Here is a 25,616-nt window from a genome sequence, read left to right on the forward strand (position 1 = left end):
GCGCGACAGAGCAAGGAAACCGGCATGATCCTCTACCCCGCGATCGACCTCAAGGATGGCAAGTGCGTCCGCCTTCTCCGGGGCGACATGGACAAGGCCACGGTCTTTGGCGAGGACCCGGCCGCGCAGGCGGCGGCGTTCGTCTCTGCCGGCTGCGAATGGCTGCACCTCGTCGACCTGAACGGCGCCTTCGCAGGGGAGCCCGTGAATGGCGCGGCGGTCGAGGCGATCCTCGCCCGCGTCTCCGTTCCCTGCCAGCTTGGCGGCGGCATCCGAGACATGGCGACGATCGAAACCTGGCTTTCGAAGGGCCTCGCCCGCGTCATCCTCGGCACGGTCGCGGTCGAGAATCCCGACCTCGTCCGCGAAGCCGCCCGCGCCTTCCCGGGCAAGGTCGCCGTCGGGATCGACGCCCGCGCCGGACGCGTCGCGACAAGGGGATGGGCCGAAGAGACCGAGGTCATGGCGACGGACCTCGCGAAGAGCTATGAGGACGCCGGGGTCGCCGCGATCATCTACACAGACATCGACCGCGACGGCGCGATGGGTGGCCCGAACGTCGAGGCGACCGCCGCGCTGGCCCGCGCCGTTACGATCCCGGTCATCGCTTCGGGCGGCGTCTCGTCGATCCGCGACCTGCTGGCGCTTCGGGAGACCGGTGTCATCGCGGGCGCGATCTCTGGCCGTGCGCTCTATGACGGCGCGATCGACCTTGCCGAGGCGCTCGCCGTCCTGAAAGGCTAGGCCATGCTCAAGACACGCATCATTCCCTGCCTCGACGTCGCCGACGGGCGCGTGGTGAAGGGCGTGAACTTCGTCAATCTCATCGACGCGGGCGACCCGGTGGAGGCCGCCAAGGCCTATGACGCGGCGGGCGCGGACGAGCTTTGCTTCCTCGACATCCACGCGACGCACGAAAACCGCGGCACGATGTACGACCTCGTCACCCGCACGGCGGAACAGTGCTACATCCCGCTGACAGTTGGCGGCGGTGTCCGGACGCAGGACGACGTGCGCGCGCTCCTTCTCGCGGGGGCGGACAAGGTGAGCTTCAACTCCGCCGCGGTCGCCGACCCGGACGTGGTCGCGCGCTCCGCCGACCGCTTCGGGTCGCAGTGCATCGTCGTGGCGATCGACGCGAAGACCGTCGAGCCCGGCCGGTGGGAGATCTTCACCCACGGCGGCCGCCGCCCGACCGGCGTCGACGCGGTTGAATTCGCCCGGACTGTCGCCGCCAAGGGCGCGGGAGAGATCCTGCTGACCTCGATGGACCGTGACGGCACACGGTCCGGTTTCAACCTGCCGCTCACCCGCGCGGTGGCCGACGCAGTGGACATCCCGGTGATCGCCTCGGGCGGGGTCGGCACGCTTGACCACCTCGTCGAGGGCGTCAGGGAAGGCCATGCGAGCGCCGTGCTCGCCGCCTCGATCTTCCACTTCGGCGAATACACGATCCGCGAGGCCAAGGAACACATGGCCGCCGCCGGCATCCCGATGAGGCTCACATGACGACGCTCGAACGACTTGCCGCCGTTATCGAGGCGCGAAAGGGCGCGGACCCGGAAAGCTCCTGGACGGCGAAGCTCCTGTCCAAGGGACCCGAGAAGGCGGCCGAGAAATTCGGCGAGGAAGCCATCGAGGCCATTATCGAGGCCGTGAAGGGCGACCGCGCGCGTCTTGCCGCCGAGGCGGCGGACGTCCTGTATCACCTTCTCGTCATGCTCGCGGCGCGCGACGTCGCGCTCGCGGATGTGTTCGCGGAACTCGAGCGGCGCGAGGGCCGGTCGGGGATCGACGAGAAAGCGGCCCGTCCCGACAAGTAGGGCGCAGGTGCTGGACGGCGGCCTCTAAAGACGCGACGAAATGACGCCGGTCGCGAAGCCGCCCATTCGCAGTTCTCCGAAGAGCCGCTGGTACTCGATTTTCGGGCAACGGTTCTGCACGACCCGAATCCCCCTAGCCTCGGCCTTTTCGGCGGCCTCAGGGTTCTCGACCCCGATCTGCATCCAGATCGTGCGGAGGCCGGGAAAATGCTCCAGAGCCTCGTCCACGATCGGCGGCACGGCTTCGGACCGGCGGAAGATGTCGACCATGTCCACCTTCATGTCCTTCGGAATCGAGGCGAGATCCCGGTAGACAGTCCGGCCGAGGATCTCGTGCCCCTCGTGACCCGGATTGACGGGAATCACGGTGAAGCCCTTGAGGCTCAGATATCGCGCGACGTAGTAGGACGGCCGCACCGGATTGGGCGACACGCCGACGACGGCAATCACCTTCGTCGTGTTCAGAATCTCGCGCAGGAAGGCATCGGAATAGGTTTGCATGACCGACGATTGCCAGAAAAAAGCGCCCGATCCAAGAGGATGGGCGCCAGTGCGGAACGAGGGACAGTGAAGTGAAGCATGCAGTTCCGATGCCATGCTCCAACACATCATGTAGTTTGCCTGAAATGCCGTTAAAGGGGCGGTCGCGACGTCGTGATGGGAAAGCCCGTCAGCGCCCCGCCAGTTCCTTCCAGTTCGCGTCGGCGCGCGCGATGTAACTGGCGAGGTCCTGCATGAACGCGTTGCGTCCACCGCCCGAAGCGATGAGGTAGAGCCGCCCTTCGTGAATCACGAAGACCGTCGGATCCGACGCCGAGACGGAGCCTTCCGCTGCAGAAACGGCGCAAAAACCGCCGTATTGTGGCGCGTAGGCGCCGGGGTTCATCTCGAACGCCTCCATCGCCTCGGCAGAGGAGAAGTACCACATCGCGCCGCGCCACTTCAGGACATGGCTTTCGTCACCCTCGACGGCCCGGCCCTCCTGGAAATAGGCCACCGGGTCGAACCCGTCGAGAGCGATGCCGCCGGGCGCGAACACCTCCCTCGGGTCCGCGTGAACCGGTCGGTGGAGCGCACCGAAAAGAATGAGCGCGGCGGCAGTGATGAGGAAGGCGCGACGTTTCAGGGTCATGATCTGGCTCGGCATCTTTGCATCGCAAGATGGCACTGTCTGCCCTTCAGGAAAACCCGCCTCCCGCAAGCGTGAAGCTCCGTGCGCGCCCGTGTCACCGGGTCGCTGCAGCATAGAGCGCGACCGCGGCCGCGTTCGACACGTTCAGCGATCCGAAAGCCCCCGACGCCGGAATGCGCGCGAGGACGTCGCAGGTTTCACGGGTCTTCTCGCGAAGCCCGGGCCCCTCCGCACCGAGGACGAGCCCCACCGGCCGCCCTTCCGCGGCCACCAGCGCTTCGCCAAGCGTCGCCTCTGCCTCGCCGTCGAGCCCGACGAGATGAAAGCCCATGGCCTTCAGGCGTTCCATCGCATCGGAAAGGTTCCCTACGCGGAGGTAGGGCTGGCGTTCCAACGCGCCACTCGCGGTCTTGGCGAGAGCCCCGGTCTCGGGCGCCGAATGGCGCGCGGGGGCGATGACTGCGCGGGCGCCGAAGACCTCGGCCGAACGGAGAATCGCTCCGACGTTATGCGGGTCCGTCACCCGGTCGAGCAGGACGACGAGGGGGTTTCCCTCGCCGGCCGCGCAGATATCCTCGATCCGCCCCCAATTCAGCTGCTTCACCTCGAGCGCCGCGCCCTGGTGAACGCTCTCCGGCGGCAGCGGCACGGCCTTGTCGAAAACGCGGGGATCGGTGATCTCGGGCTCCAGCCCCGACTGCGCTATGGCTTCGCCCAGACGGTCGGCCGCGTTTTTCGTGAGGACGAGCCGCAGCTTTTCGCGGGCCGGGTTGAGGCAGGCGTCGCGCACGGCGTGAAGTCCGAAAAGCCACACCGTTTCGGCCGCAGCCGCGCGGCGCGCGCGTTCCTTCTCGATCACCCAGGCGGGTTTTTTCATCGGCCACAGTCCCCAGTTTGCAAGGCGGGCGGACAATGCGCCGCCCCGGCGGTCGAAGCAAGGCCACTTGGACCGCTCAGGCCGGATTTTCCGCCTTGACGCTCCATGGGGCCTTCGCTATCCAGCCCTCCACGTCGGGCGACGTGCTGCAAGGTGCGGCAGCGGACTGTAACTCCGCCGGGGAGACCCATGCCTGGTTCGATTCCAGGGTCGCCCACCACTCCCCCCCTCCAATCAAGGCATCTTGCAGGCGTCAGATACGCCCGTCCGCGGGTCTTGCGCGCAAGGCCGCCCTCGCCCACATCGCAATCATGCCCGATTCCATGCCCACACGACCGACCTCAGAAGGCCCGAAGCCCGACTGGTTCGACAGCGTGGAGGGAATCGTCGCCGATCCCCTGCGCTTCAAGGCGCGGCTCGGCATCGGCGAGCGCGCCTATGCTTCGCTGAGACTGCGAAACGCCGCGTTCGAAGCCTGGGACGTGGCCGGGGTCGCGGCGACCGGCGCAGCGGTCGCCAAATCCTCCGCCGTGGCTTCGGCCTTCTTCGCGTCTGGCGGTTTCTGGGCCTGGCTTGGCCTCGGCGGAGCGGCCGTCACGCCCTTGGGCTGGGTCGTGGCCGCCGGCGTCGTATCGGGCGGCGCCTGGTTCGGGATCACCCGCTTCCTGAAATCGCGCGAGAAGGGCCGCGTGACCGTGATTCCCCATTTCATCTCGACACCGCTCGATGTGCTGGCTCTCGGCCTCTTCGACCTCCTCGCACCGCTCGCGCTGAGGCTCGCCCGGGCCGACGGCCCACCATCCGAGGCGGAGCGAGCCGCGATCACGGCCTATTTCACGCGCGGATGGGGCTACGACGCCGCTTTCGTCGCCGAGGGTCTCGACTGGACCGAATCGCATCTTGCCGGGCACTCGACGGCGCGCCTCGCCCGCGACCTCGCGCGCTTCAAGCGCGAGAACCCCGACTGCGACGCCGCCGCGATGTCGGCCGACATTCTCGATTTCCTGCGAACGGTCGCGGAGGCCGATGGCCCACTTACCCGCGCCGAGACCCGCGCGCTTGAGAGGATCGACCGCGCATTTGCCGCCGAGGGCGGCAATCGTCTCAGCCGCGGCGCCCGCACTGTCGCGGTGCGGCTCGGGAAACTCGTCGCCCGACCTTTCCGCGCGAAAGGCCGCTGATGCTTTCGCGCGCGGCATGTGGCGCATATAGTGGGCCGAAAAGCGGGCAGGCAGGACAGGAATGGCGGACAGAAAGCCCGACGGGCAGGCATTCAACATCTTCTGCATCGCCCAATCCGGGCGCCTGCAGTACGAGGCGCTGATCCTTGCCGCGTCCTTTCGCGCGACGAACGAAGGTTTCGCGGGCCGCCTGATCGTGGGCGAACCGCAGCCGGGCCCGCAGTGGAACGGCGACCCTCGAATCTCGGCCCCGGTTCGCGCGCTTCTCGAAGGCTTCGGCGCGGAAATCGCTCCGATCGAGAACCGGCATTTCGGGCAGTCCTATCCGCACGGGAACAAGATCGAAGGGCTTTTCGCGCTGCCTGAGGGTGAACCCTTCCTGTTCCTCGACAGCGACACGGTCATCACCGGCCCCCTCGCCTCGGTCGGGTTCGACTTCGCCCGGCCCTCGGCCTCGATGCGGCGCGAAGGAACCTGGCCCGAACCACAGCTCTACGGCCCGGGCTACGCGGGCATATGGAAATCCCTCTACGACCGCTTCGGCCTCGATTTCGAAAGCTCTCTGGACCTTTCGAAGCCCGACGAGTTCTGGGAACGCTACCTCTATTTCAACGCCGGCTGGTTCTTCTACCGATGCCCGCGCGTCTTCGGCGAAAGGTTCCGGGATTACGCGCTCTCGATCCGCGATGACCCGCCCGAGGAACTCGCCTGTCAGAGCCTCGATCCCTGGCTCGACCAGGTCGCGCTGCCGCTCGTCATCCACTCGCTGGGCGGCGGACGGCCGGGCCCCGAACTCTCCGGCCTCGACGGCGACGTCACCTGCCACTACCGCACTCTGCCGCTTCTCTATGCGCGGGAGAGCGATAAGGTCGTGGCGCTTCTGGAGGAGATCGTGGCACCCAACAGGCTGAAGAAGGTGCTGAAGGAATGGGAGGCGGCAAGGAGGCTTGTCTACCAGCGCAAGGGCGCCACGCTGCGCGGGATGTTCGACCGGAGCGACCTTCCGCGGCGGGAATACATCATTCGCAACAAGATCAAGCGCGAGGGGCTATGGCTGAGGTGAGCGGGGCGGAGCCCGCCGGCAGGAACAGGACCCAGGGGCTTGTTGCCGGCCTTTCCCAAGGCAGGTTGGTGATCTGGCTGATCGCCCTTCTCGTCTTAGCCACGGCAATCCTCAACGCGGTCAAGTTCTCCGGCCACTTCCACGACGACGCGTTCATCTCGCTGCGCTACGCGCGCCATCTCGCGGAACTCGGCGAACTTGCGTGGAACCCCGGCGAGCCGGTGGAAGGCTACACCAACCCCCTGCACGTCGTGATGTCCGCCGCCCTGATCCGTATCGGTTTCGACGGCATGGCGGCCGTGCACCTGATCAACGGCGCCGCCGTTCTCGCCCTCTGGGCGCTCGTGTGGGCGCTCACCTCCGGCCTTCCCACGGCTGCGCGGCTCGCGGGGCTGTCGGCGGCCGTTTGCACACCGGTTCTCGCCTGGGCCTGGGGCGGGCTCGAGGCGGTGCCCGCGGCGGCCTTTGTCGCCGGCGGCTTCCTCGCGGCGATCCGCGCCACCGGTCCCCGCGACCGGCTCGCGCTCTCCGCCCTCGCGTCCTTCCTCTTCGGCCTCGCCTACCTTACCCGGCCCGACGCCCTGATGATGAACCTCGCCACCGGCATCGCCGTTCTGGCCGTTTCCGGCCTGCCTCTGGGTCGGCGGATGCTTCATTTCGTGACATTGGGAAGCATCTCGGGCCTCATGCTGCTTCTCCACGTCGCCGTTCGGCTCACGGTCTACGGGCTCTGGCTGCCGCTGACCTTCTACGCCAAGGTCGGCGTGGATCCGCTCGAGCGTCTGGAGGCCGGCGCGATCTATCTCGGACTTGGAATGATCGAACTGCCGGCCATCGCTCTCGTCATTGCGCTGGCTCTGGCGTTGCGGGGCGGGACCGCCGAGCCCGAACACGACGGGGCGCGACGCCTCGCGCGGATGTCGATGTTCACGCTCGCGCTGTTCCTGGCCTACATCGTCTGGTCGGGCGGAGATCATATGTACTTCGCCCGGATTCTCGTCCCGACCGTTCCCGTCCTCGCGCTGGCGACCGCGGCGAACATCGCGCGTCTGCCCCGTCCGGCACTCGGCGCCACGGCGTTGCTGCTCGCCGTTCTCGGGGCCGGCCAAGCTGCCGTGCGCCCTTTTGCAGCCGCTGACGATGCCGCCGCCATCGGGGCAGTCGTCGGCAAGTATCTCGCCGCGAACTATCCACCCGGAACCACGATCGCCCTCGCCACGGCCGGATCGACACCGTATTTCGCTGACATGCACCGCTACATCGACACGCTCGGGCTCAACGATCCGGTCATCGCCTTGCGCGACCCGGTTCCAATCCTGACAGAATTCCAGAAGTCACCAGGCCACGGAAAAGGCGACGGCGCCTATGTCTTGTCGCGCAAGCCGGACGTCATCATCCTTGGCCTCGCGGCCGGACCCCTTGGCCCGGATCCGGTTTTCCTGACCGACGCCGAGCTCGCGGCGAACCCGGAATTCGCACGCTGCTACGAGGAAAGGAAGGTCGAGTTGGAGCCACCGTTCGACGTTCCGCTTGACGCGCCCTCCATCCGCAAGCCCATTTCCTTCATTCGCCACGAAAGAGTATGCTGAGCTGATCCACGCACCGCGTTGGGCGGAAGACCGAAATACCCCTCGCCCGACCCGGCTCTGGATTGGACCCGCCCAAACGAAGGCAGCCCAATGCACCGCCCTGCCCTCCTCGCGATCCTCGTTCTCCTTGCCGCCCCCCTCGCCGCCGAGACCCGAGCGCCCGGTTCCGCCGACGAGATTCAGCTTTCCTTCGCGCCGGTGGTGAAGACCGCCGCGCCCGCCGTGGTCAACATATACGCCACCCGCATCGTCGCCCGCCGCGTGAGCCCCTTCGCCGACGATCCGTTCTTTTCCCAGTTCTTCGGCTTCGGCGAGACAGTGCCGCGCGTCCAGAACTCGCTTGGTTCCGGCGTGATCCTGTCGCCCGACGGCATCGTGGTGTCGAACTACCATGTCGTGGGCGATGCCGAAGAAATCCGGGTCGTCCTTTCGGACAAGCGTGAATTCGATGCCCGCGTGCTTCTTGCGGACGCAGATACGGACCTCGCGGTCATCGCTCTGGAGAACGCGAGCGATCTTCCCGCGCTCGGGTTCGCGGATTCGGACGCGGTGGAGGTCGGCGACCTCGTGTTGGCGATCGGAAACCCCTTCGGCGTCGGCCAGACGGTGACGAGCGGCATAGTCTCGGGCCTCGCGCGGTCCGGTGGCGGGCTCGGCCGCGGGCGGGGCTACTTCATCCAGACCGACGCGGCGATCAATCCGGGGAATTCGGGCGGAGCTCTCGTGGACATGCATGGCCGTCTCGTCGGGATCAACACCTCGATCCTCACCCGTTCCGGCGGGTCGGAGGGGATCGGCTTCGCGATCCCCGCGAACCTCGTGCGCCAATACGTCGAGGCCGCCGAGGCCGGGGCGAGCGGACTTCCCCGCCCCTGGGCCGGGATCGAGGTGCAGCCTGTGGACGCGGGCCTTGCCGAAGCCCTTGGCCTGCCCCTTCCCACAGGGGCCGCGATCAGGACGATCCACCCTGACAGCCCCTTCGCCGCGGCCGGACTCGGCGTTGGCGACGTCATCACCGCGATCGGAGGGCTTCCGGTCGACGGGCCGCAAGAACTGGATTTCCGGCTCGCGACACTGGGCATCGGAGCGGAGGCCGCAGTGAGCTACTGGCACGACGGGCGCGAGGAAACGGCGACGATCCGCCTCGCCGCGGCGCCCGAGGCTGATGCGCCGATCAGGTTGTCGGGGGCGACGATCTTCAACGGCCTGGAAATCGCCAGCCTGTCCCCCGTGCTGATCGATCGCCTCGACCTTCCGCTTCTCACGGAAGGAGTCGTCGTGACCGATGTGGAAGGCCTCGCGCAACGCACCGGCCTCCGCCCCGGGGATATTCTCGTCGCGCTCAATGGGCGCGCGATCGGGACGCCGGCGGACATGGCCGACATTGTCTCGGACCCGCAACGCGTCTGGCAGATCGAATTCATCCGCGGCGGCCAGAGGGCCGTGATCCGGATCGGCGGCTTCTGAAACCGGTTCAGTAGAAGGTCTGCGGATCGATATCGATCGACATCCTCAGGTTCGCCGGCGGCTTCAACTGTCCGGCCCATTCCGCGAGAGCGGCTTGCAGGGGCGCGGACTTGTCAGCCTTCACCAGAAGCCGCACCCGGTGCCGCCCCCTGACACGCGCGATCGGCGCGGGGGCCGGGCCAAAGACCTCCGCGCCGATCCGGCGCAGGGGCGCATCGCGGCGGGCAAGTTCCGACCCGAACTCGAAAACCGCCTGAAGGTCCGGCGAGGACAGCACGACCCCGGCCAGCCGCCCGTACGGCGGAACGCCCGCGCGCTGACGCTCGGCGGCCTCGGCCCGCCAGAACGCCTCCTCGTCGCCGCCGAGGATCGCCCGGATCACCGGATGCTCCGGCTGGCATGTCTGGAGAAGCGCGAGCCCCTTCCTCTCCGCCCGCCCGGCACGGCCCGCGACCTGACGCATCAGCTGGAACGTCCGTTCCGCCGCCCGCAGGTCCGAGCCTTGCAGGCCGAGATCCGCGTCGATCACGCCGACAAGCGTGAGCATCGGAAAGTTGTGCCCCTTCGCCACGAGCTGCGTGCCGATGATGATATCCGCCCCGCCAGCCGCGATCTCGGCAATCTTTTCCTTCAGAGCGCGCGCCGAGGCGAAAAGGTCCGAGGACAGGACCGCGACCCGCGCCTCCGGGAACCGCGCCGCCACCTCTTCCGCCAGCCGTTCCACACCCGGCCCCACGGGCGCGAGCCGCCCCTCCGCCCCGCAGGACGGGCACGCCACCGGCATCGGCTTCGTCGCGCCGCATTGGTGGCAGACGAGGCGCTTCTGGAACCGGTGTTCCACCATCCGCGCGTCGCAATCGTCGCAACCGATCTGGTGACCACAGGCGCGGCAGATCGTGACGGGTGCGTAGCCCCGCCGGTTGAGGAACAGAAGCGCCTGCTCCCCCGCCTTGATCCGCGCCTCCACCGCGCGCGCAAGCGTGGGCGAGATCCAGTGATTGGGTTCCATCCGCTCCGCCCGCATGTCGATCGCCCGCATCTCGGGCAATTCGGCCACCCCGAAGCGCGAGGTCAGGTCGATGCGCGCATACTTCCCCGCCTCGGCGTTCGCCCAGGTCTCAAGGCACGGCGTCGCCGAGGACAGGACAACCTGCGCGTCGCAGAGTGAGGCGCGCAGGACCGCCATGTCCCGCGCATTGTAGAGTGCCCCGTCCTCCTGCTTGTAGGAGGTGTCGTGCTCCTCGTCGACGACGATGAGGCCAAGGTCGCAGAAGGGCAGGAACAGCGCGGACCGCGCTCCCACGACGAGTTGCAGGCCGCCCTCGCCCGCCATTCGCCAGACCCGCCGCCGCTCGGTCGAGGTCACGCCGGAATGCCATTCGGCGGGCCGTGCGCCGAACCGGGCCTCGACGCGCGTCAGGAACTCCGCCGTAAGCGCGATTTCGGGCAAGAGGACCAGCGCCTGCCGTCCCCGCCTCAGGCATTCCGCCACCGCCTCGAGGTAGACCTCCGTCTTGCCCGACCCGGTCACGCCCTTCAGAAGTGTCGTGCCGTAGGTCTCCGCCTCGATGCCCTCGCACAGGCTTTCGGCGGCTTTGGCCTGATCCTCGGCCAACGGCTTCCCCGGCAGCTCGGGGTCGAGATGCGGATAGGGAAGGTCGCGCGGGCTTTCCTCCTCGATGACGGCGCCTTGCGCCACGAGGCCCTTCACGACACTCGTCGAAACGCCCGCCGCCCCGGCAAGTTCGCCGAGTGTCAGGGCCGCGCCGCCGAATTCCTCCAGCGTCTCGAGAACGCGCACCCGCGCGTCCGTCATCCGGTCGGGCATTCCGCCCCCGCGACGATAGACTTTGCGCATCCCGGGTCCCTCGCCCAGCCCCGGCGCGCGGGTGGCGAGGCGCAGCATGATGTTCATGGGCGTCAGCGTGTAGGTGCCTGCGCGCGTCAGAAAGGCGCGCATCTCCCCGCGCAGCGGCGCCGCGTCGAGGACGCGCGTGACGGGGCGAATCTTTGCCGGATCGAAGCTCCCCTCACCCGGCCCCCAGACGACACCGAGGACCCGGCGCGGCCCAAGGGGAACCTCGACGAAAGCACCCAGTGCGCAGCCGCCCTCCGGCGCGCGATAGTCCAGAAGCCGGTCGAGCGGCTCCGTCGTCAGAACCGCGACGAGTTCGCCCTCGGAGAAATGCTCCTCTCCGATCACGATAGGGCCTTCAGGGGTTCCGGGCGCCCCCGCCTTGGGTTAAAAACTGCACGCACCAGATTTACCCTGCGAAGGAACGCGCCCATGAAATTCTTCGTCGATACCGCCGACACCGCCGCCATCCGCGAGCTTGCCGATCTCGGCATGGTCGATGGCGTCACCACGAACCCCTCGCTGATCATGAAGGCGGGCCGCGACATCCTCGAGGTCACGAAAGAGATCTGCGACATGATCGAGGGCCCTGTCTCGGCCGAGGTCGTGGCCACCGAGGCCAAGGCCATGATTTCCGAAGGTAAGAAGCTCGCCAAGATCGCCCCCAATATCGCGGTCAAAGTGCCCCTGACCTGGGATGGCCTGACCGCCTGCAAGGCTTTGACATCCGAAGGCCACATGGTCAACGTGACGCTCTGCTTCTCGGCCGCACAGGCGATCCTCGCGGCAAAAGCCGGAGCCACGTTCGTGTCGCCGTTCCTCGGCCGGCTCGACGACATCAACCTCGATGGCGTCCAGTTGATCGAGGATATCCGCACGATCTACGACAACTACGATTTCAAGACGGAAATCCTCGCCGCCTCGATCCGTTCGGTCAACCACATCACCGACGTCGCGCGCATCGGCGCGGACGTGGCGACTGTGCCGCCGGCGGTGCTCAAGGCCATGGTCGCGCATCCGCTGACCGACAAGGGCCTCGACGCCTTCCTGAAGGATTGGGCAAAGACCGGGCAGAAAATACTGTAACGACACCGCGCATCTTCGTGTATAGTCACGAAAAAACTGCGTGAGGTGAATGATGTCGAGCAATGAGGCCGCAGCCGACAAGCTGCGCGAGGCAATCCTCGCGCGGCCGGAAGTCATCCTCGAAGACCGTGACGTGATGCGGGCCCTCGTCGGCGCGAACGACCGCGCGATGGGGGACAACGTTGTCGACATGCGCGGCCTGGCGATGGAGCGACTGGAGGCTCGTCTCGACCGGCTGGAGGACGTGCACCGCACGGTCCTCGCGGCGGCCTACGAAAACCTCGCGGGGATGAACCAGATCCACCGGGCGGTTCTGCGGCTCCTGGAGCCCAGGGACTTCACGGCCTTCCTGACCGATCTCGGCGGCGAAGTCGCCGAGATCCTGCGCGTCGACAGTGTTCGGCTCGTTCTGGAAAGCAACCTTTCCGGCGAGGCTCCGCGCCACGCCGGCCTCGAAGAGGTCCTCGTCGTGGCGGACGCGGGCTTCGTCGGGTCCTACATCGCCCGCGCGCAGGACAACCACCGGACGGTGGTTCTGCGCAAGAGCACGGGCGACGCCGAGGCGCTTTTCGGGAACGGCGCGATCGCGTCGGAGGCTCTCATGCCGATCGACCTCGGTCCCGGCAGGCTCCCTGCCCTGCTCGCCATGGGGTCGGAGGAGCCGAACAAGTTCGCGCCCGGACAGGCCACCGACCTCCTCGCCTTCTTCGCCGCCGTGTTCGAACGCGCTTTGCGGCGCTGGCTGGAATGACCGCAGGGTTTTCCCCCGCGGCGGCCGAAGCGCTCGCATCCTGGCTGGACCACCTGTGCGCGCTCGACGGGCGGTCGGAGAACACGCTCCGGGCCTATCAGGCCGACGTATCGGGTTTCCTCGCATTTCTTTCGGGCCATCACGGAGAAAGCCTGGGCCTCGCCCGCCTCGCCCGGCTTACGCAATCCGACCTGCGCGCGTTCATGGCCCATGAACGCGCCCGGGGCGTGTCCGCGCGCACCCTGGCGCGCGAGGTTTCGGCCGTGAAGACATTTTTCCGCTGGCTGTCGGAGCGCGAGGGATTCGACGCGACACCGGTCTTGGCCGCCCGCAGTCCGAAATTCAGCCGCAAGCTGCCGCGACCGCTGTCGGAGGACGCGGCAAGGGCAATGATCGGCACCGTGGGAGACACGGCGCGCGAAGACTGGATCGCAGCGCGGGACACGGCCGTCGTGACGCTTCTCTACGGCTCCGGCCTCCGGATTTCCGAGGCGCTTGGCCTTACGGGCACGATGGCCGACCTGCCCGAAACGCTGCGAATCCGCGGCAAGGGCGGCAAGGAGCGGCTTGTCCCCGTCCTGCCGGCCGCGCGCTCCGCCGTGGCGGAGTATGTCCGGCACTGCCCCTATCCGGTGGCGGAGGAGCCCGCGCTTCCCCTGTTCCGCGGCGCGCGCGGAGGCGCGCTCAACCCTCGCCTCGTACAGAAGGCAACCGAGCAGGCGCGGCTTGCGCTCGGCCTGCCAGCAACGGCAACGCCGCACGCGATGCGCCACAGTTTCGCTACGCATCTCCTCGCCGCGGGGGGCGACCTCCGCGCGATCCAGGAACTTCTTGGCCACGCCTCCCTGTCCACGACGCAGGCTTATACGGCAGTCGATGCCGCGCGCCTGATGGAGGTCTACGAAAAGGCGCATCCGCGCGCCTGAGACATTGCGCCGCAACGGCTTTTCCGCCAAGAAGGGCCAATGAACGCGCGCTTCAAAGCCCTTTTTGTCCACCTCCTCACCGCGAGTGGAGCGGTCTTCGCCATGCTGGCGATGCTCGCCGCCGTGGAGGAACGCTGGAGCCTGATGTTTCTTTGGCTGCTCGTGGCGCTGATCGTGGACGGCATGGACGGCCCTCTGGCCCGCCGCTACCACGTGAAGAAGAACTGGCCGACCTATGACGGGGACCTTCTGGACCTCATCATCGACTACCTGACCTATGTCTTCATTCCGGCCTACGCGCTGTTCAAGTCGGGGCTGCTGCCCGGCTGGACCGGCTGGTTCGCGATCATCGTCATCACCTACGGCTCGGTGATCTACTTCGCGGACACGCGGATGAAGACCAAGGACTATTCCTTCGCGGGCTTCCCCGCCTGCTGGAACATGGTCGTTCTCGTGCTCTTCGGGCTGAAGCCGAATTTCTGGGTCATGCTGGCGGTGGTCACCCTTCTCGCGGCGGCCATGTTCACGAACCTGAAGTTCATCCATCCCGTCCGCACCGGGCGATGGCACCAGCTCAACCTCGCCACGGCTTTCGCCTGGACGGGTTTCGCCGGCTGGGCCGTCTACGTCGACTTCGACGCGCAGAGCTGGGCGCACTGGGGACTTCTGCTGACCTCGCTGTACCTGCTCCTCGCCGGCATCGCGCAGCAGATAATCCCGGAACGCGAAGCGGCCTAGAGGCGCGTCAGGACCACTCCGGCGACGATGAGGCCGACCGAGGCGGCTTTCCCGGGCGTCATTCGTTCCCGAAAGATCAGCCAGCCGATCAGCACCGCGAAGAGGATCGACGTTTCGCGCAGCGCCGCGACGAGCGCGATCGGGGCCAACGTCATCGCCCAGACCGCGACCCAATAGGACCCGTAGGAGGCAAGCGCGGCGACGCCGCCCGTGCCCCACGCCCGCCAGCCCCGTGGGATCGCGGCCGAACCGCGGACCACAAGCATAAACAACGTAAGGCCGATCCCATCGAGGAGGAACATCCAGCCCACGAAGGCTGTCGCGTCACCGAGGCTCCGGGCGCCGAGGCCGTCCACCACCGTGTAACCGGCCGTCGCAAGAGCGGAGCCGAGGGCGAAGGGCAGAAGCTTTAGCGACTCGCCCGAGGTCCAGACGCCGCGCGCGAGCATAAGGATGCCGCCGCCCAGCGTGACGATGCCTGCGACTTCGGCCGCCGCGAGGCTTTCGCCAAGGACCGCGCTGCCGACGACGAGCACGACGAGCGGCGCTGTTCCGCGCGCCAGCGGGTAGACCCGGCTCAGGTCGCCATGCTCGTAGGCGAAGGTGAGGAAGACCTTGTAGGCCGTGTGGATGAGGCCCGATGACAGGAGCCAGAGCCAGACCTCTCCCGAGGGGAAGGGCCGCGTCAGCGCGATCAGAAATCCGACCCCGCCCTGCACGACCGACAGGACCACCATCGCGCCCACCCGCGACGCGCCGATCCGGACAAGCGCGTTCCACGTCGCGTGCAGAAGAGCCGCGCCAAGGACGGCCAGAAGTACCGGTATCGTCATGTCCGTCCCCGCTCCGCCCAAAGGCGTAGCCGGAGCGCAAGTGGCGGGCAAGGGGAGCGGGCCAGCGGCGCGGAGCCTCCGGCGGGAAAATCCGTGGTCAGAAGAGAGGGAGGCTTCAGATCAGAAGCCCGGCGGCGCCTTCGAGTTTCAGAAGCGCGATCTTCGTCTCGATGCCGCCCGGCGCCGAGAACCCGCCAAGGCCGTCGGCCCCCAGGACGCGGTGGCACGGGATGATGATCGGGATCGGATTGGCGCCGCAGGCCTGCCCGATCGCCTGCGCGGATACGCCGAGGTCCCGGGCGAGTTCGCCATAGCTGCGCGTTTCGCCGTATGGGATGGCAAGAAGCGCCTCGAGGAAGCGCGCGCGGGCCCCCTCGCCGATTGCCAGGGGCAGATCGAAGCCACGGAGGCGTCCCGAAAGGTAAGCGTCCAGTTGGCGGCCGGCTTCGTTCAGAAGCGGGGACGCCGCGCCCTCTGCCTCCCCGCCGAAGGACAGGCGCGTGATCGCGCCCGCCTCCTCGGTCAGGACCAGCCGCCCGAGCGGCCCGTCGAAGGCCGCCCGCGCCGTCACCCCAGGACGTCGTTGCAGCGGTGGCAGGTACCCGGGTGCTTGTGGCGCCCAACATCCGGCAGGATCTTCCAGCAGCGCTGGCACTTCTCGCCATCCGCCCTTTCGAAGACCACGCCGACGCCCGGCACTTCCGGCAGGCGGAACGCCTCGTTCGGTTCCGGGTCGCCGGTCAGGATCAGAGCCGAGGTGATGCAGATGTCGGCGAAATCCACCGAGCGCAGCGCCGCGAGCGTATCCTTGTCCTCGACATGGACGACCGGCGCGGCCTCGAGGCTCGCCCCGATGACCTTGGCCGCGCGCTGAACCTCCAGCGCCGCGGTCACGACCCGGCGGACGCGGCGCACGGCTTCCCACTTCTTCGCAAGAGGCTCGTCCAGCCAGTCGGCGGGCGTCGCCGGCATGTCCTGCAGGTGGACTGACTCCTCTTCGCCCGGGAAGCGGGCGAGCCAGACGTCCTCCATCGTGAAAACGAGGATCGGCGCAAGCCAGGTCACGAGCCGGTGGAACAGGATGTCCAGAACCGTCCGGGCCGCGCGGCGGCGCAGGGTGTCCGCCCCGTCGCAATAGAGCGCGTCCTTGCGGATGTCGAAATAGACCGCCGACAGGTCCACCGTGCAGAAGGTGAACAGCGTCTGGAACACGCCCTGGAAGTCGTAGCTGGCGTAGCCCTTCCGCACGACATGGTCGAGTTCCGCGAGCCGGTGCAGGACCCAGCGTTCCAGTTCCGGCATTTCCGCCGGCGCGAGCTTCTCCTCTTCGCTGAACCCGGCGAGGTTGCCGAGAAGGAAGCGCATCGTGTTGCGAAGACGGCGGTAGCTGTCAGCGGTGCCCTTCAGGATTTCCGGCCCGATCCGCAGGTCCACGGTGTAGTCCGACTGCGCCACCCAGAGGCGGAGGATGTCGGCGCCGTATTCCTTCACCACCGCCTCGGGCGCGACCGTGTTGCCCAGCGACTTGGACATCTTCATGCCCTTCTCGTCGAGCGTGAAGCCGTGCGTCAGGACGCCACGGTAAGGCGCGCGCCCCTTGGTGCCGCAGGCCTGCAACATCGAGGAGTGGAACCAGCCGCGATGCTGGTCGGTCCCTTCGAGGTAGAGGTCGGCGAGCCCGTCCTCGGTCCCGTCCGTCCGGTCGCGCAGCACGAAAGCATGCGTCGAACCGGAATCGAACCAGACGTCGAGCACGTCGAAGACCTGTTCAAATTGCGACGGGTCGTGCAGGTCCGCGAGGATCTTTTCCTTGAATCCTTGCACATACCACACATCCGCGCCCTCGGCCTCGAACGCCTCGACAATCCGTGCATTCACGGCCGGATCACGCAGCAGGAAGCCCTCGTCACCGGGCTTCGCCCCCTTCCGGGTGAAGCAGGTCAGCGGCACGCCCCAGGCCCTCTGGCGCGACAGGACCCAGTCGGGCCGCGCCTCGATCATGGAATAGAGGCGGTTGCGCCCGGTCTGCGGCGTCCATTTCACGAGCTTGTCGATGGAGGTCAGCGCACGCTCGCGGATCGTCGTGCCGTGCTCTCCCATTCCGTCGTCCAGCGTCTTGTCGATGGACACGAACCATTGCGGCGTGTTGCGGTAGATGACAGGCGCCTTGGAGCGCCAGCTGTGCGGGTACGAGTGCTTGAGCCGCCCCCGCGCGATCAGCGCGCCGGTCTCGATCAGCTTCTCGATCACCGTCTTGTTGGCGTCACCTTCCTTGCCGTTCGGCCGGATGATCTGCCGCCCGCCGAAGAACGGCAGGTCGGGCCGGAACGAACCATCTTCCAGCACGTTGTAGGTCATCTGAAGCCCGTGCTTCAGGCCGATCTGGTAGTCGTCGTCACCGTGGCTCGGGGCGGTGTGCACGAAGCCCGTGCCCGCGTCGTCGGTCACGTGATCGCCCGGCAGGACGGGAACGTCGTAGTCCCACTCGCCCTCCGCACCTTCCGCGCCGCGGAACGGATGGGCGCAGACCAGCGCCGAAAGCTCCTCGGCCGAGACGTCACGCAGCCGCCGGAACATCCCGGTCTCGAGCCGCGCCTGGACCAGAACGTTCTCGGCCAGCGCGTCGGCAAGGACGTATCGGTCACCGATCCGCGCCCAGCATTCCTCGGGACGGCCCGTGACCTCGTAGAGTCCGTAGGAGATTTCCGGCCCGAAGCAGACGGCCCGGTTCTGCGGAATGGTCCAGGGCGTCGTCGTCCAGATGACGACCTTGCCGCCTTCCATGTCCTTCGGCGCGCCCGCGACAATGTTGAACTTCACCCAGATCGTCGGGCTTTCCTTGTCGTGGTATTCGACCTCGGCCTCGGCCAGGGCGGTCTTCTCGACGGGCGACCACATCACCGGCTTCGAGCCCTGGTACAGCGAACCGTTCATGAGGAACTTCATGAACTCCTCGGCGATCACCGCCTCGGCGTGATAGTCCATCGTGAGGTAGGGATCGTCCCAGTTGCCGGTGATGCCGAGCCGCTTGAACTCCTCGCGCTGGACGCCGATCCAGCCCTCGGCGAACTTCCGGCATTCCTGCCGGAAGGCGACGACGTCCACCTCATCCTTGTTGCGGCCCTTGGATCGGTACTGCTCTTCGATCTTCCACTCGATCGGCAGGCCGTGGCAGTCCCAGCCGGGAACGTAGCGGGCGTTCTTGCCCATCATCTGCTGGGACCGCACCACCATGTCCTTCAGGATCTTGTTCAGCGCGTGGCCGATGTGCAGGTGCCCGTTCGCGTAGGGAGGGCCGTCATGCAGCGTGAAGGGCTCGCGACCGGTCTTTTCCCTGAGCTTGTCGTAGACCCCGATCCGTTCCCAGCGGGCGAGCCACTCGGGCTCGCGCGTCGGAAGGCCCGCGCGCATCGGGAAATCGGTTTCGGGAAGGAAGACGGTATCGCGGTAGTCGGGCGTGTCGGCGCACATCGGATCGGTGTCCTTGCGTAATCGGTCGGGGAGTTCTTGGCCTTGGCGGCGCGAAGGGTCAAGCGCCTTAACCCGGCAGCTCCGAAATCAGAGCGCCGGGCCCGTAATTCGAGCGATGATCGCTGATACGCAAGCCATGTTCGGGGCTTATAGGCGCGTGCCCCGCCGCCGTAAAGTGGCCCCTGCGGCGCGCTGCCTTCTTGCAGCCAGCCAAAGGCGCGCAGAGTATGCGCGCGAAGGAGCACCCGACGATGACCATGCCGCCCCGTTTCCCGATCACGGCCACCGAAATCGACACCGTCGTGGCGGAGTTCTACGCCGCGATCCGCCGGCATCCGGGCCTTGGTCCCGTGTTCGCGGCGCATGTCACCGACTGGCCCGAGCACGAAGCGAAGATCGCGCGCTTCTGGCGGAACGCGATCCTGTTCGAGAAGTCGTATGACGGCAATCCTCTCACCGTGCATCGCGACGCGGGCAACGTTCGGCCAGGCATGTTCGATCCCTGGCTCGCACTCTTCGATGCGGTCCTCAGACGCAACCTCGCCCCCGAGACCGCCGCAGCCTGGTCGGAACTCGCCCACCGGATCGGCCGCGGCCTGCGCTACGGCGTGGTCGAGAAGGCGACCTTCGCCGACGGAGTCCCCAAGCTCCGCTGAGCCGGCGCGTCACTCCTCCCCCTTCGCCTGCCGCCCCGCCGCCCAGCGGTTGAGCCAGGCAAGTCCAGCCAGCGCAAGCCCGAGGAGAAGGAAGGAGAACACGCGGGTCAGCCCGGTCAGCCCCGAAGCGTCGATCAGGAACACCTTGCCGATCGTCAGCGCGATCACCGTCATGGCAAGCCGCCTGAGCCCCCGCGACCGCCGCGCGATTGCCTGGTAGAGCAGAGCCGAACCCACGGCCATCATCGCGAGGGTATAGCTGTAAAGCTCCGCCTGGGTCGTGCCCTGCACCGACAGAAGATCCCCGCGCCAGAAGCGCCGGATTTCCAGCCCGCCATAGAGCGCGAGCAACCCGACGCCCGCCCCCGTGAGCATCCGCCGTATCCAACGCCGCACATGCGGCATCTGCGCGAGCGGCAGAATGAGCATCAGGCCCGGAAGCGCATAGGCGACCGCGAGCGTGTCGAGGACCAGCGGCCCGTCGACGTAGTCGCCGCTCAAGAGAGGGTTCGCGGGTAAGACCGCCAGGGTCAGGGGGGCAAGCGCGAGCAAGGCAGCGACGGCCGCCAGGATGCCCCGGACGATCCGCATGGCTCCATCGAGTTGCAGGCGGTACAACTGCACCAGCATCACCACGATCCAGGGCATGGCCTGAAGGCTCAGCGCCCAGTGCTGGAACATGTCCAGAAGGCCCGTCCAGTTTTCGATCCAGCGCGTGATCAGCACATTCGCGAAGAGCGCGGCGGAACCAGCGAGCCCGGATTCGAGGAAGACCCGCGCGCCCGTCCGTACACGCCCCTTCAGAAGCCAGAGCGCTGCAGCCATCGCGGCGATCGCCCCCCCGAAGGAGGCCCAGGTTTCCCACAAGACCGCATCCAGCGCCCAGCCGATACCCGGGTCGACAACCAGCCGCCAGCCGAGCGTCACGACACCGGCCTGGATGAAGATCCCCATCTCCGGCAGCCGGAACCGCCGGTCGAGCGCGGCCGCCACGACCAGGAGCGCCGACAGCGCCAGCGTCAGTGCGCCCTTCGTCGTGACCAGGAACAGCGCGAGCGCGATCAGCGACAGCGCCGAAAGCGTCGCATAGGCCGCGCGGCGGTGATCCTCGCCATCAGCACGGGCGAAACGCTCCGCCAGGACGACCATCACCGCCGCAAGCGCTATGACGTGGAGCGCCCAGGGGTAGTCCCCCATGACGGCCCCCGGCACCCAGAACAATTCCAGGATCACTGCCGCGACCGGGGCGACCAGCGCCGCGCCCGCTCCCCAATGCGCGCGGTATTCCCGCTCGCCGAAGCTTCTCCAGGCGGCTGCCAGAGAGACGAGCGCGGCAATCGCGAGAAGCAGGCTCGCGGTCGCCGGGGCCGAGGTTTCCGGCGGGCGAAGGTCTATCGCCTGCCAGACATAATCCCGCGACAGCGGCCCGCGCCCCATGCCTTCCTGCCACAGCCGCGCGAGGAACGCCCCGGCCGGCAGGATCGCGAGGTCCGACAGCGCGCGGGCGCCGTCGGCCCAGAGCGTCAGCGCAAGGGCGAGCGCGGCAAGGCAGAGGAAGACCAGGATGCTTTCCTCCGCGGTCATCGTCTGCTGCATAAGCAGCGCCGCCGAACTCACCGCCACAGCCCCGCCCGCCAGCCGGGTCGGGAATTCGGGCCAGCCGTCCTCCGGTTTGAAGAAGGCCTCCGACAGCATCCGCCCCTGGTGGCGCGGGATCAGGTTCAGTGGTGGCACCGCGATCGCCATCAGCGCCAGCACAGTCAGCGTCAGCGCATGCCATCCGCCCCCGCCGATCCCGGTCCAGGTCACCCAGGTTCCGCCGAAGCCGAGGATCAGCGCGAGGACCGACACCCAGGCCCAGCGCCGCACCGCGTCGACGGAAAGCCCGATGAAGGCCAGGACGGCGTAGTAGATGTACATCCAGTAAGGTGTCTCGGCCTCTCCGCCCACGATGAAGGGCGATACGGCCGCGCCAAGAAGCCCGAAGGCCGCGAGGAACGGCCCATAGAACCAGCCCAGAACGATCGCCAGCGCCGCGATGAGCCCGAGGCCCGTCAAAGCGGGGCCCGCGCCGATCAGGTCATATAGCTGCCGCGCGGCGAGGATGCCCGCGAACATCGATACGAGCCCCGCGCCCGAGAATGTCGATGGCAGATAGGCCGTGGCCGCCTGCTCCGTATCGCCCCAGCGGCGGCGGATCACCTCCCCGGCGATGATAAGAACCGCGCCGAAACCCAGCGCCAGGAGCACCCGGGCGGGAGGCGGCAGATAGCCCTTCTCCACCCCGTATTGCACAAGGAATATCCCGGCGAGTGCGAGCGAGATCGCCGAAACGGTGAAGACCCAGTTTTCCTTGAGCCAGCGCCCGAAAGCCAAGGCCCGGTCGGAGCGCACCACGATCGGGCCCTCCTCGGGCGGTCTTGCGAACTCCTCGGGAGCCTCCGGCTCTCGCGGACCCGAAACCTGTTCCAGACCTGCAACGAGCTCTTCCTCGACGACCGCTTCGGCCGGCATTTCCGCCTCTTCCGGGGCGGCAACCTCGGTCACTTCGGCGGGTTTCGGGGCTTCCTCGGCCTTGGGCCGGTCCCAAGGCAAAGCCGCGCGCTCTTCGCCCGGAGCGGCGGATTTGCGCAGCTTCGCTACCTGCGCCTCCAGCGCCTCCATCCGCGCCCGCAGGCGGACCTGACCGACGATCAGCGCGACAACTGCCACCGGAACCGCCAGCACGGCGAGCCCGATCAAGACCAATAACCCTTCCATCCGGCTCTCCCCGGCCGTTTCCCGGGCTCAGTCTTGCCGCTTCGGGGTCCCCTGTGAAGTCCGGTTTTCCGCGCCTTGCCTAGTCCCGCGTTCCGAAGAGCCCCGAGAGCGCGCGTTTGACAAGAGAAGTGACTGTCGGGCGCGCAGCCTTGAGATAGGGCAATGGACGGCAGACCTCGATCGCCGCGACGCCGACCCGTGCAGTCAGGGCCCCGTTCACGACGCCCTCGCCGAAGCGGCGAGATATCTTCGACAGAAGGCCCCCGCCGGCGACCGATTGGATCAGGTCATCCCCCACGGCGACTGCGCCGGTGGCCACGAGATGCGTGAGCACGCCCCGCGCTACGCGCCAGCTGCCGAGCGTTCCCGCCCTGCCGCCGTAGATTTCCGCGATGCGCCGGATCATCCTGAGGTTCGCCGTCAGCGCGGCGGCGACATCCGCCAGCGCCAGGGGCACCACGGCCGTCACCGTCGCCACCATCCGAGCGGCCGCCTCGACCTCCGCCCGCGCCGCCGCGTCCAGGGGCGCCAGAAGCTCCGCCTCCGTCAGGACGAGCATCGCCTCGGCGTCGAAGGCGTCATCCCGCCGCTCGGCGAGCCGCGCCCTGCCCCATTCCGTCTCGGGCCGCGCGGCATAGAGCGCGGACAGCCGCGCCGCCACGTGGCGCGCTGCCTGCAGGTCGGAAGCGGCAAGCGCCCGTTCCGCTTCCTTGCGCATCCGGTCGAGCCGCTTCAGCCGCGCGAAGCCCGCGAGTTCCCTGAGCGACAAAAGCAGCGCCGCGAGAACGAAGAGTGCCAGAAGCCCCGCCGCAACGGCCCCCAGAACCGGGTTGCGCTCCAGCAGGCCGGTCACGAAATCCCAGGCGGCGACGCCCGCGACGAAGGACACGAGCGCCGCGGCCGCTGTCCAGAAGAAGCGCCCCAGCCGCGAGCCCCGTCGGGCAACGGCACGCGCCGCCATCTTCATCGCGCGCCCCTCCGGGGGCCCCGCTTCGTCGGGCACGGCGGGGGCGGTGGCGGGCGTGATCTCGCCAGCCTCCTCCATTTCGATCAGCACCGGGCCTTTCACCTTGGCCATCATTCAGGCTCCTCGCCGTTCCATTCGCATGTTCGCCCGCCCTCGCGCACCGCTCACAGCCTGTCTCCGATCAGGAACTCGGCCGCCTTGTCGAGCCGGATATGTGGCGGCCCCTCGCCCGGCTTCAGCGTCAGCTTCGCCGGCGCAAAGGTCATTGCCGCGAAGTCGGCATCGAGCCAACGCTCCGCTCCGGCCCGCGCGCGCGACAGGATCACCGCGGGGTCCTCCGGCAATTCGCCGGGATAGAAGGCCGCGCGCTTCCCGTCGGTCAGCGTGCCGCGGACGCATGGCAGTATCTCGCCCCCATGCGCCACTTCCTCCTCGACCGTGGCGCGCAAGGCGGCGATGGACATCGCCGCAGTTCTGGCGCCCGCGAAATCCGCCCGGTCCCGCGCCTCGCGAAGCATCGCCTCCATGATCGCCGTCAGGCGCGGATGCTGCGTGTGGTGCAAGTGATCGGCCTTGGTGGCCGCGAAAAGGATACGCTCGACCCGCCGCCCGCCGAGAAGCCCGGAAAGCCACCCGGCCCTGCCGGGCCGGAAGGCCGACAGGATCTCGGCCATCGCGCGGCGCATGTCCTCGACCGCGCGCGGACCCGAATGGATCGCGCCCAGCGCGTCGACCAGCACGACCTGACGGTCGATCCGCGCGAAGTGGTCGCGGAAGAAGGGCCGGATCACGCGCGACTTGTAGGATTCGAAGCGCCGCTCCATCTCGCGCCAGAGGCTCGACCGGCTGGCCTCCGCCGGCCGCCGCAGGGGCGCGAAAGTCAGGACGGGCGAGCCGGCCAACTCTCCGGGCAACAGGAACCGCCCCGGCGTGCAATCCCACCAGCCCGATTCCCGCGACTGGACAAGATGCGCGGCGAAGACCTCGGCGAGCCGCTTCGCCACGGGTTCGTCAAGCTGCGCAGCCGCGTCCGTCGCCGAGGCGAGCGCAAGGTAATCCGCCGCGCCAGGCCGCCCCTCGATCCGGCCCAGCACCTCCGCCGACCACGCCTCGTAACTCTTGTCCATGAGGCCGAGGTCCAGAAGCCACTCGCCGGGATAATCCACGATATCCAGGTGCACCGTCTGCGGGCCCCGAAGCGTGCCCAGCATCCCCCCGTGCTGCACCCGGAACGAGAGCCTCAGTTCGCTGACCGCCCGCGTGCTCTCCGGCCAGTACGGCTCGGGCCCCGTGAGGGCCGAGAGATGCGACTCGAAGTCGAAGCGTGGCACCGTCGGGTCGGGTTGTGGCCGCAGGTAAGCGGCCCGGATCGCGCCGGTCGCCGCCGCGTGAAGCTGCGGCATCCGCCCCCGGTTCATGAGGTTCGCGACGAGCGAGGTGATGAAGACGGTCTTGCCCGCACGCGACAGACCGGTCACCCCAAGCCGTATCACCGGCTCGAAGAGGGCTTCCGACACAGAGGCGCCAAGGTTTTCCACCTGCCGCGCCAGCCCGTCCGCGATATCGCCTATACCCAATGCCCGCCCCTCGCTTTCGCCCCAAGATAGGCGCGCCGATTGGCCAAGTGTAGGGGCGATGGACACAGGCCGCGCTCCGGGCTAGGGGGAAGCCATGCCCCGTTACGCGCTCAAGATCGAATATGACGGCACGCCCTTCGCGGGCTGGCAGCGTCAGGCCGACCGTCACTCCGTTCAGGAGGCGGTGGAAATGGCCTTGAAGAAGCTCGAGGCCGACGCGCCAGGGATCGGGGCGGCGGGGCGCACGGATGCGGGCGTTCATGCCACGGGCCAGGTAGCGCATTGCGACCTGAAGAAGGACTGGGACCCGTTCCGCCTGTCCGAGGCGCTGAACTTCCACCTGAAACCGGACCCCGTCGCCATTCTCGCCGCCGCCCAGGTACCCGAGGATTTCCACGCCCGTTTCTCGGCGAACGAACGGCGCTATCTTTTCCGCGTCGTCAATCGCCGCGCGCCCCTTGTCCTCGAACGGCACCGGGCGTGGCAGGTCCTGAACCCGCTCGACGCGGACCGGATGCGCGCCGCCGCCGCGGAACTCGTGGGCCATCACGACTTCACGACGTTCCGGTCGTCGATCTGCCAGGCCGCTTCGCCGGTGAAGACCCTCGACGAGATCTCGATCGAAGAAGTCCCGATCCCGCATGGCGTCGAATTCCGCTTCCGTCTCCGCGCCCGGAGCTTCCTGCACAACCAGGTCCGGTCTATCGTGGGCACGCTGGAGCGTGCCGGCGCGGGCAGCTGGGCGCCCGAAGACGTTCGGGTCGCGCTCGAGGCCCGGGACCGCGCGGCCTGCGGACCCGTCGCGCCGCCACATGGTCTCTATCTTACCGCGGTCGGCTACCCGAGCGATCCCTTCGCCTGACC

Annotated in this window: 23 protein-coding genes and 1 tRNA gene; 14 read left to right on the forward strand and 10 right to left on the reverse strand. The window is 67.8% G+C overall.

Annotated features, from left to right (window positions below; genetic code table 11):
• The first annotated feature begins 24 nt into the window (after positions 1-24).
• Genes hisA through ABCN56_RS18180 form a run of 3 tightly spaced genes read left to right on the forward strand, consistent with a single transcriptional unit; the run spans position 25 to position 1,823 of the window.
• Positions 25-744: a 1-(5-phosphoribosyl)-5-[(5-phosphoribosylamino)methylideneamino]imidazole-4-carboxamide isomerase gene (gene hisA / locus ABCN56_RS18170; RefSeq protein ID WP_343082250.1), complete on the forward strand. Its 720-nt coding sequence runs from the start codon at positions 25-27 to the stop codon at positions 742-744.
• Positions 745-747: 3 nt separating this feature from the next.
• Complete coding sequence (hisF, locus tag ABCN56_RS18175; protein WP_343082251.1) at positions 748-1,509, forward strand: imidazole glycerol phosphate synthase subunit HisF; 762 nt, start codon at positions 748-750, stop codon at positions 1,507-1,509.
• Positions 1,506-1,823, forward strand: coding sequence for a phosphoribosyl-ATP diphosphatase (locus ABCN56_RS18180; protein ID WP_343082252.1), 318 nt, complete (start codon positions 1,506-1,508; stop codon positions 1,821-1,823). Before hisF ends, ABCN56_RS18180 begins: the two co-directional genes overlap by 4 nt.
• Before the next feature lie 24 nt (positions 1,824-1,847).
• Here the strand turns inward: ABCN56_RS18180 and ABCN56_RS18185 are convergent, their stop codons facing one another.
• From ABCN56_RS18185 to rlmB, 3 genes are all read right to left on the reverse strand, one after another.
• Positions 1,848-2,324, reverse strand: a complete 477-nt coding sequence (locus ABCN56_RS18185) for a CoA-binding protein (protein ID WP_343082253.1) — start codon at positions 2,322-2,324, stop codon at positions 1,848-1,850.
• Between the two features lie 169 nt (positions 2,325-2,493).
• On the reverse strand, positions 2,494-2,955 hold the full coding sequence (locus ABCN56_RS18190; RefSeq protein WP_343082254.1) for a YHS domain-containing (seleno)protein: 462 nt from the start codon (positions 2,953-2,955) through the stop codon (positions 2,494-2,496).
• A 94-nt stretch (positions 2,956-3,049) separates the two neighbouring features.
• Positions 3,050-3,832 (reverse strand): 23S rRNA (guanosine(2251)-2'-O)-methyltransferase RlmB, encoded by a 783-nt coding sequence (gene rlmB, locus ABCN56_RS18195; RefSeq protein ID WP_343082255.1) that lies wholly within the window; start codon positions 3,830-3,832, stop codon positions 3,050-3,052.
• A gap of 136 nt (positions 3,833-3,968) precedes the next feature.
• Here rlmB and ABCN56_RS18200 point away from each other — a divergent pair.
• The 5 genes from ABCN56_RS18200 to ABCN56_RS18220 all read left to right on the forward strand — a co-directional run bounded on the left by ABCN56_RS18200 (position 3,969) and on the right by ABCN56_RS18220 (position 9,132).
• Positions 3,969-4,052 (forward strand) — tRNA-Tyr (locus tag ABCN56_RS18200).
• A gap of 91 nt (positions 4,053-4,143) precedes the next feature.
• The gene (locus tag ABCN56_RS18205) at positions 4,144-5,013 is read left to right on the forward strand and encodes a tellurite resistance TerB family protein (RefSeq protein WP_343082256.1); all 870 of its coding nucleotides are present in this window, start codon (positions 4,144-4,146) and stop codon (positions 5,011-5,013) included.
• Positions 5,014-5,074: 61 nt separating this feature from the next.
• Entirely contained in the window at positions 5,075-6,076 is a 1,002-nt protein-coding gene (locus ABCN56_RS18210; protein ID WP_343082257.1) for a hypothetical protein, read from the forward strand.
• Complete coding sequence (locus ABCN56_RS18215) at positions 6,064-7,665, forward strand: hypothetical protein (protein ID WP_343082258.1); 1,602 nt, start codon at positions 6,064-6,066, stop codon at positions 7,663-7,665. Before ABCN56_RS18210 ends, ABCN56_RS18215 begins: the two co-directional genes overlap by 13 nt.
• 90 nt (positions 7,666-7,755) lie before the next feature.
• Positions 7,756-9,132 (forward strand): trypsin-like peptidase domain-containing protein, encoded by a 1,377-nt coding sequence (locus ABCN56_RS18220; protein ID WP_343082259.1) that lies wholly within the window; start codon positions 7,756-7,758, stop codon positions 9,130-9,132.
• A 7-nt stretch (positions 9,133-9,139) separates the two neighbouring features.
• Here ABCN56_RS18220 and ABCN56_RS18225 read toward each other — a convergent pair whose 3' ends face one another.
• Positions 9,140-11,335: a primosomal protein N' gene (locus ABCN56_RS18225; RefSeq protein WP_425466122.1), complete on the reverse strand. Its 2,196-nt coding sequence runs from the start codon at positions 11,333-11,335 to the stop codon at positions 9,140-9,142.
• An 84-nt stretch (positions 11,336-11,419) separates the two neighbouring features.
• Here ABCN56_RS18225 and fsa point away from each other — a divergent pair, with 84 nt between their 5' ends.
• The 4 genes from fsa to ABCN56_RS18245 are packed head-to-tail and all read left to right on the forward strand — an operon-like array spanning position 11,420 to position 14,488.
• The gene (gene fsa, locus ABCN56_RS18230; RefSeq protein ID WP_343082260.1) at positions 11,420-12,073 is read left to right on the forward strand and encodes a fructose-6-phosphate aldolase; all 654 of its coding nucleotides are present in this window, start codon (positions 11,420-11,422) and stop codon (positions 12,071-12,073) included.
• A gap of 52 nt (positions 12,074-12,125) precedes the next feature.
• Complete coding sequence (locus ABCN56_RS18235; protein WP_343082261.1) at positions 12,126-12,824, forward strand: DUF484 family protein; 699 nt, start codon at positions 12,126-12,128, stop codon at positions 12,822-12,824.
• The gene (locus ABCN56_RS18240) at positions 12,821-13,750 is read left to right on the forward strand and encodes a tyrosine recombinase XerC (RefSeq protein WP_343082262.1); all 930 of its coding nucleotides are present in this window, start codon (positions 12,821-12,823) and stop codon (positions 13,748-13,750) included. The genes ABCN56_RS18235 and ABCN56_RS18240 overlap by 4 nt, the downstream gene beginning before the upstream one ends.
• Before the next feature lie 39 nt (positions 13,751-13,789).
• Positions 13,790-14,488 carry a CDP-alcohol phosphatidyltransferase family protein gene (locus tag ABCN56_RS18245; protein ID WP_343082263.1) on the forward strand — a complete coding sequence of 233 codons (699 nt, stop codon included), beginning with the start codon at positions 13,790-13,792 and terminating at the stop codon, positions 14,486-14,488.
• On the opposite strand, the gene ABCN56_RS18250 is transcribed toward ABCN56_RS18245, so the two are convergent.
• From ABCN56_RS18250 to ileS, 3 genes are all read right to left on the reverse strand, one after another.
• Complete coding sequence (locus ABCN56_RS18250; protein WP_343082264.1) at positions 14,485-15,321, reverse strand: EamA family transporter; 837 nt, start codon at positions 15,319-15,321, stop codon at positions 14,485-14,487. The two genes, ABCN56_RS18245 and ABCN56_RS18250, sit on opposite strands and share 4 nt — an antisense overlap.
• A 115-nt stretch (positions 15,322-15,436) precedes the next feature.
• The gene (locus ABCN56_RS18255) at positions 15,437-15,892 is read right to left on the reverse strand and encodes a methylated-DNA--[protein]-cysteine S-methyltransferase (RefSeq protein ID WP_343082265.1); all 456 of its coding nucleotides are present in this window, start codon (positions 15,890-15,892) and stop codon (positions 15,437-15,439) included.
• Positions 15,889-18,792, reverse strand: a complete 2,904-nt coding sequence (ileS, locus tag ABCN56_RS18260; RefSeq protein WP_343082266.1) for an isoleucine--tRNA ligase — start codon at positions 18,790-18,792, stop codon at positions 15,889-15,891. Before ileS ends, ABCN56_RS18255 begins: the two co-directional genes overlap by 4 nt.
• Positions 18,793-19,043: 251 nt before the next feature.
• Between ileS and ABCN56_RS18265 the strand changes: the two genes are divergently transcribed.
• Positions 19,044-19,448 carry a group III truncated hemoglobin gene (locus ABCN56_RS18265; protein ID WP_343082267.1) on the forward strand — a complete coding sequence of 135 codons (405 nt, stop codon included), beginning with the start codon at positions 19,044-19,046 and terminating at the stop codon, positions 19,446-19,448.
• 9 nt (positions 19,449-19,457) lie between these two features.
• Here ABCN56_RS18265 and ABCN56_RS18270 read toward each other — a convergent pair whose 3' ends face one another.
• From ABCN56_RS18270 to ABCN56_RS18280, 3 genes are all read right to left on the reverse strand, one after another.
• A complete protein-coding gene (locus ABCN56_RS18270) occupies positions 19,458-22,208 on the reverse strand; it encodes a DUF2339 domain-containing protein (protein WP_343082268.1) in 2,751 nt (916 codons plus the stop codon).
• 79 nt (positions 22,209-22,287) lie between these two features.
• The gene (locus tag ABCN56_RS18275; protein WP_343082269.1) at positions 22,288-23,286 is read right to left on the reverse strand and encodes a YcjF family protein; all 999 of its coding nucleotides are present in this window, start codon (positions 23,284-23,286) and stop codon (positions 22,288-22,290) included.
• Positions 23,287-23,339: 53 nt separating this feature from the next.
• Positions 23,340-24,752, reverse strand: coding sequence for a YcjX family GTP-binding protein (locus ABCN56_RS18280; protein WP_343082270.1), 1,413 nt, complete (start codon positions 24,750-24,752; stop codon positions 23,340-23,342).
• Positions 24,753-24,846: 94 nt separating this feature from the next.
• Here ABCN56_RS18280 and truA point away from each other — a divergent pair, with 94 nt between their 5' ends.
• On the forward strand, positions 24,847-25,614 hold the full coding sequence (truA, locus tag ABCN56_RS18285) for a tRNA pseudouridine(38-40) synthase TruA (RefSeq protein ID WP_343082271.1): 768 nt from the start codon (positions 24,847-24,849) through the stop codon (positions 25,612-25,614).
• Positions 25,615-25,616: the final 2 nt, after the last annotated feature.

Source organism: Ostreiculturibacter nitratireducens, assembly GCF_032670585.1.
Classification (GTDB): domain Bacteria; phylum Pseudomonadota; class Alphaproteobacteria; order Rhodobacterales; family Rhodobacteraceae; genus Ostreiculturibacter; species Ostreiculturibacter nitratireducens.

Coding starts and splice junctions, on each gene's coding strand:
- rlmB (WP_343082255.1), bottom strand. CDS start 3,832: ATGAAAAAACCCGCCTGGGTGATCGAGAAGGAACGCGCGCGCCGCGCG.
- hisA (WP_343082250.1), top strand. CDS start 25: ATGATCCTCTACCCCGCGATCGACCTCAAGGATGGCAAGTGCGTCCGC.
- ABCN56_RS18190 (WP_343082254.1), bottom strand. CDS start 2,955: ATGACCCTGAAACGTCGCGCCTTCCTCATCACTGCCGCCGCGCTCATT.
- ABCN56_RS18235 (WP_343082261.1), top strand. CDS start 12,126: ATGTCGAGCAATGAGGCCGCAGCCGACAAGCTGCGCGAGGCAATCCTC.
- ABCN56_RS18245 (WP_343082263.1), top strand. CDS start 13,790: ATGAACGCGCGCTTCAAAGCCCTTTTTGTCCACCTCCTCACCGCGAGT.
- ABCN56_RS18220 (WP_343082259.1), top strand. CDS start 7,756: ATGCACCGCCCTGCCCTCCTCGCGATCCTCGTTCTCCTTGCCGCCCCC.
- ABCN56_RS18250 (WP_343082264.1), bottom strand. CDS start 15,321: ATGACGATACCGGTACTTCTGGCCGTCCTTGGCGCGGCTCTTCTGCAC.
- fsa (WP_343082260.1), top strand. CDS start 11,420: ATGAAATTCTTCGTCGATACCGCCGACACCGCCGCCATCCGCGAGCTT.
- ABCN56_RS18270 (WP_343082268.1), bottom strand. CDS start 22,208: ATGGAAGGGTTATTGGTCTTGATCGGGCTCGCCGTGCTGGCGGTTCCG.
- hisF (WP_343082251.1), top strand. CDS start 748: ATGCTCAAGACACGCATCATTCCCTGCCTCGACGTCGCCGACGGGCGC.
- ABCN56_RS18210 (WP_343082257.1), top strand. CDS start 5,075: ATGGCGGACAGAAAGCCCGACGGGCAGGCATTCAACATCTTCTGCATC.
- ABCN56_RS18205 (WP_343082256.1), top strand. CDS start 4,144: ATGCCCGATTCCATGCCCACACGACCGACCTCAGAAGGCCCGAAGCCC.
- ABCN56_RS18180 (WP_343082252.1), top strand. CDS start 1,506: ATGACGACGCTCGAACGACTTGCCGCCGTTATCGAGGCGCGAAAGGGC.
- ABCN56_RS18275 (WP_343082269.1), bottom strand. CDS start 23,286: ATGGCCAAGGTGAAAGGCCCGGTGCTGATCGAAATGGAGGAGGCTGGC.
- ABCN56_RS18265 (WP_343082267.1), top strand. CDS start 19,044: ATGACCATGCCGCCCCGTTTCCCGATCACGGCCACCGAAATCGACACC.
- ABCN56_RS18215 (WP_343082258.1), top strand. CDS start 6,064: ATGGCTGAGGTGAGCGGGGCGGAGCCCGCCGGCAGGAACAGGACCCAG.
- truA (WP_343082271.1), top strand. CDS start 24,847: ATGCCCCGTTACGCGCTCAAGATCGAATATGACGGCACGCCCTTCGCG.
- ABCN56_RS18185 (WP_343082253.1), bottom strand. CDS start 2,324: ATGCAAACCTATTCCGATGCCTTCCTGCGCGAGATTCTGAACACGACG.
- ABCN56_RS18240 (WP_343082262.1), top strand. CDS start 12,821: ATGACCGCAGGGTTTTCCCCCGCGGCGGCCGAAGCGCTCGCATCCTGG.
- ileS (WP_343082266.1), bottom strand. CDS start 18,792: ATGTGCGCCGACACGCCCGACTACCGCGATACCGTCTTCCTTCCCGAA.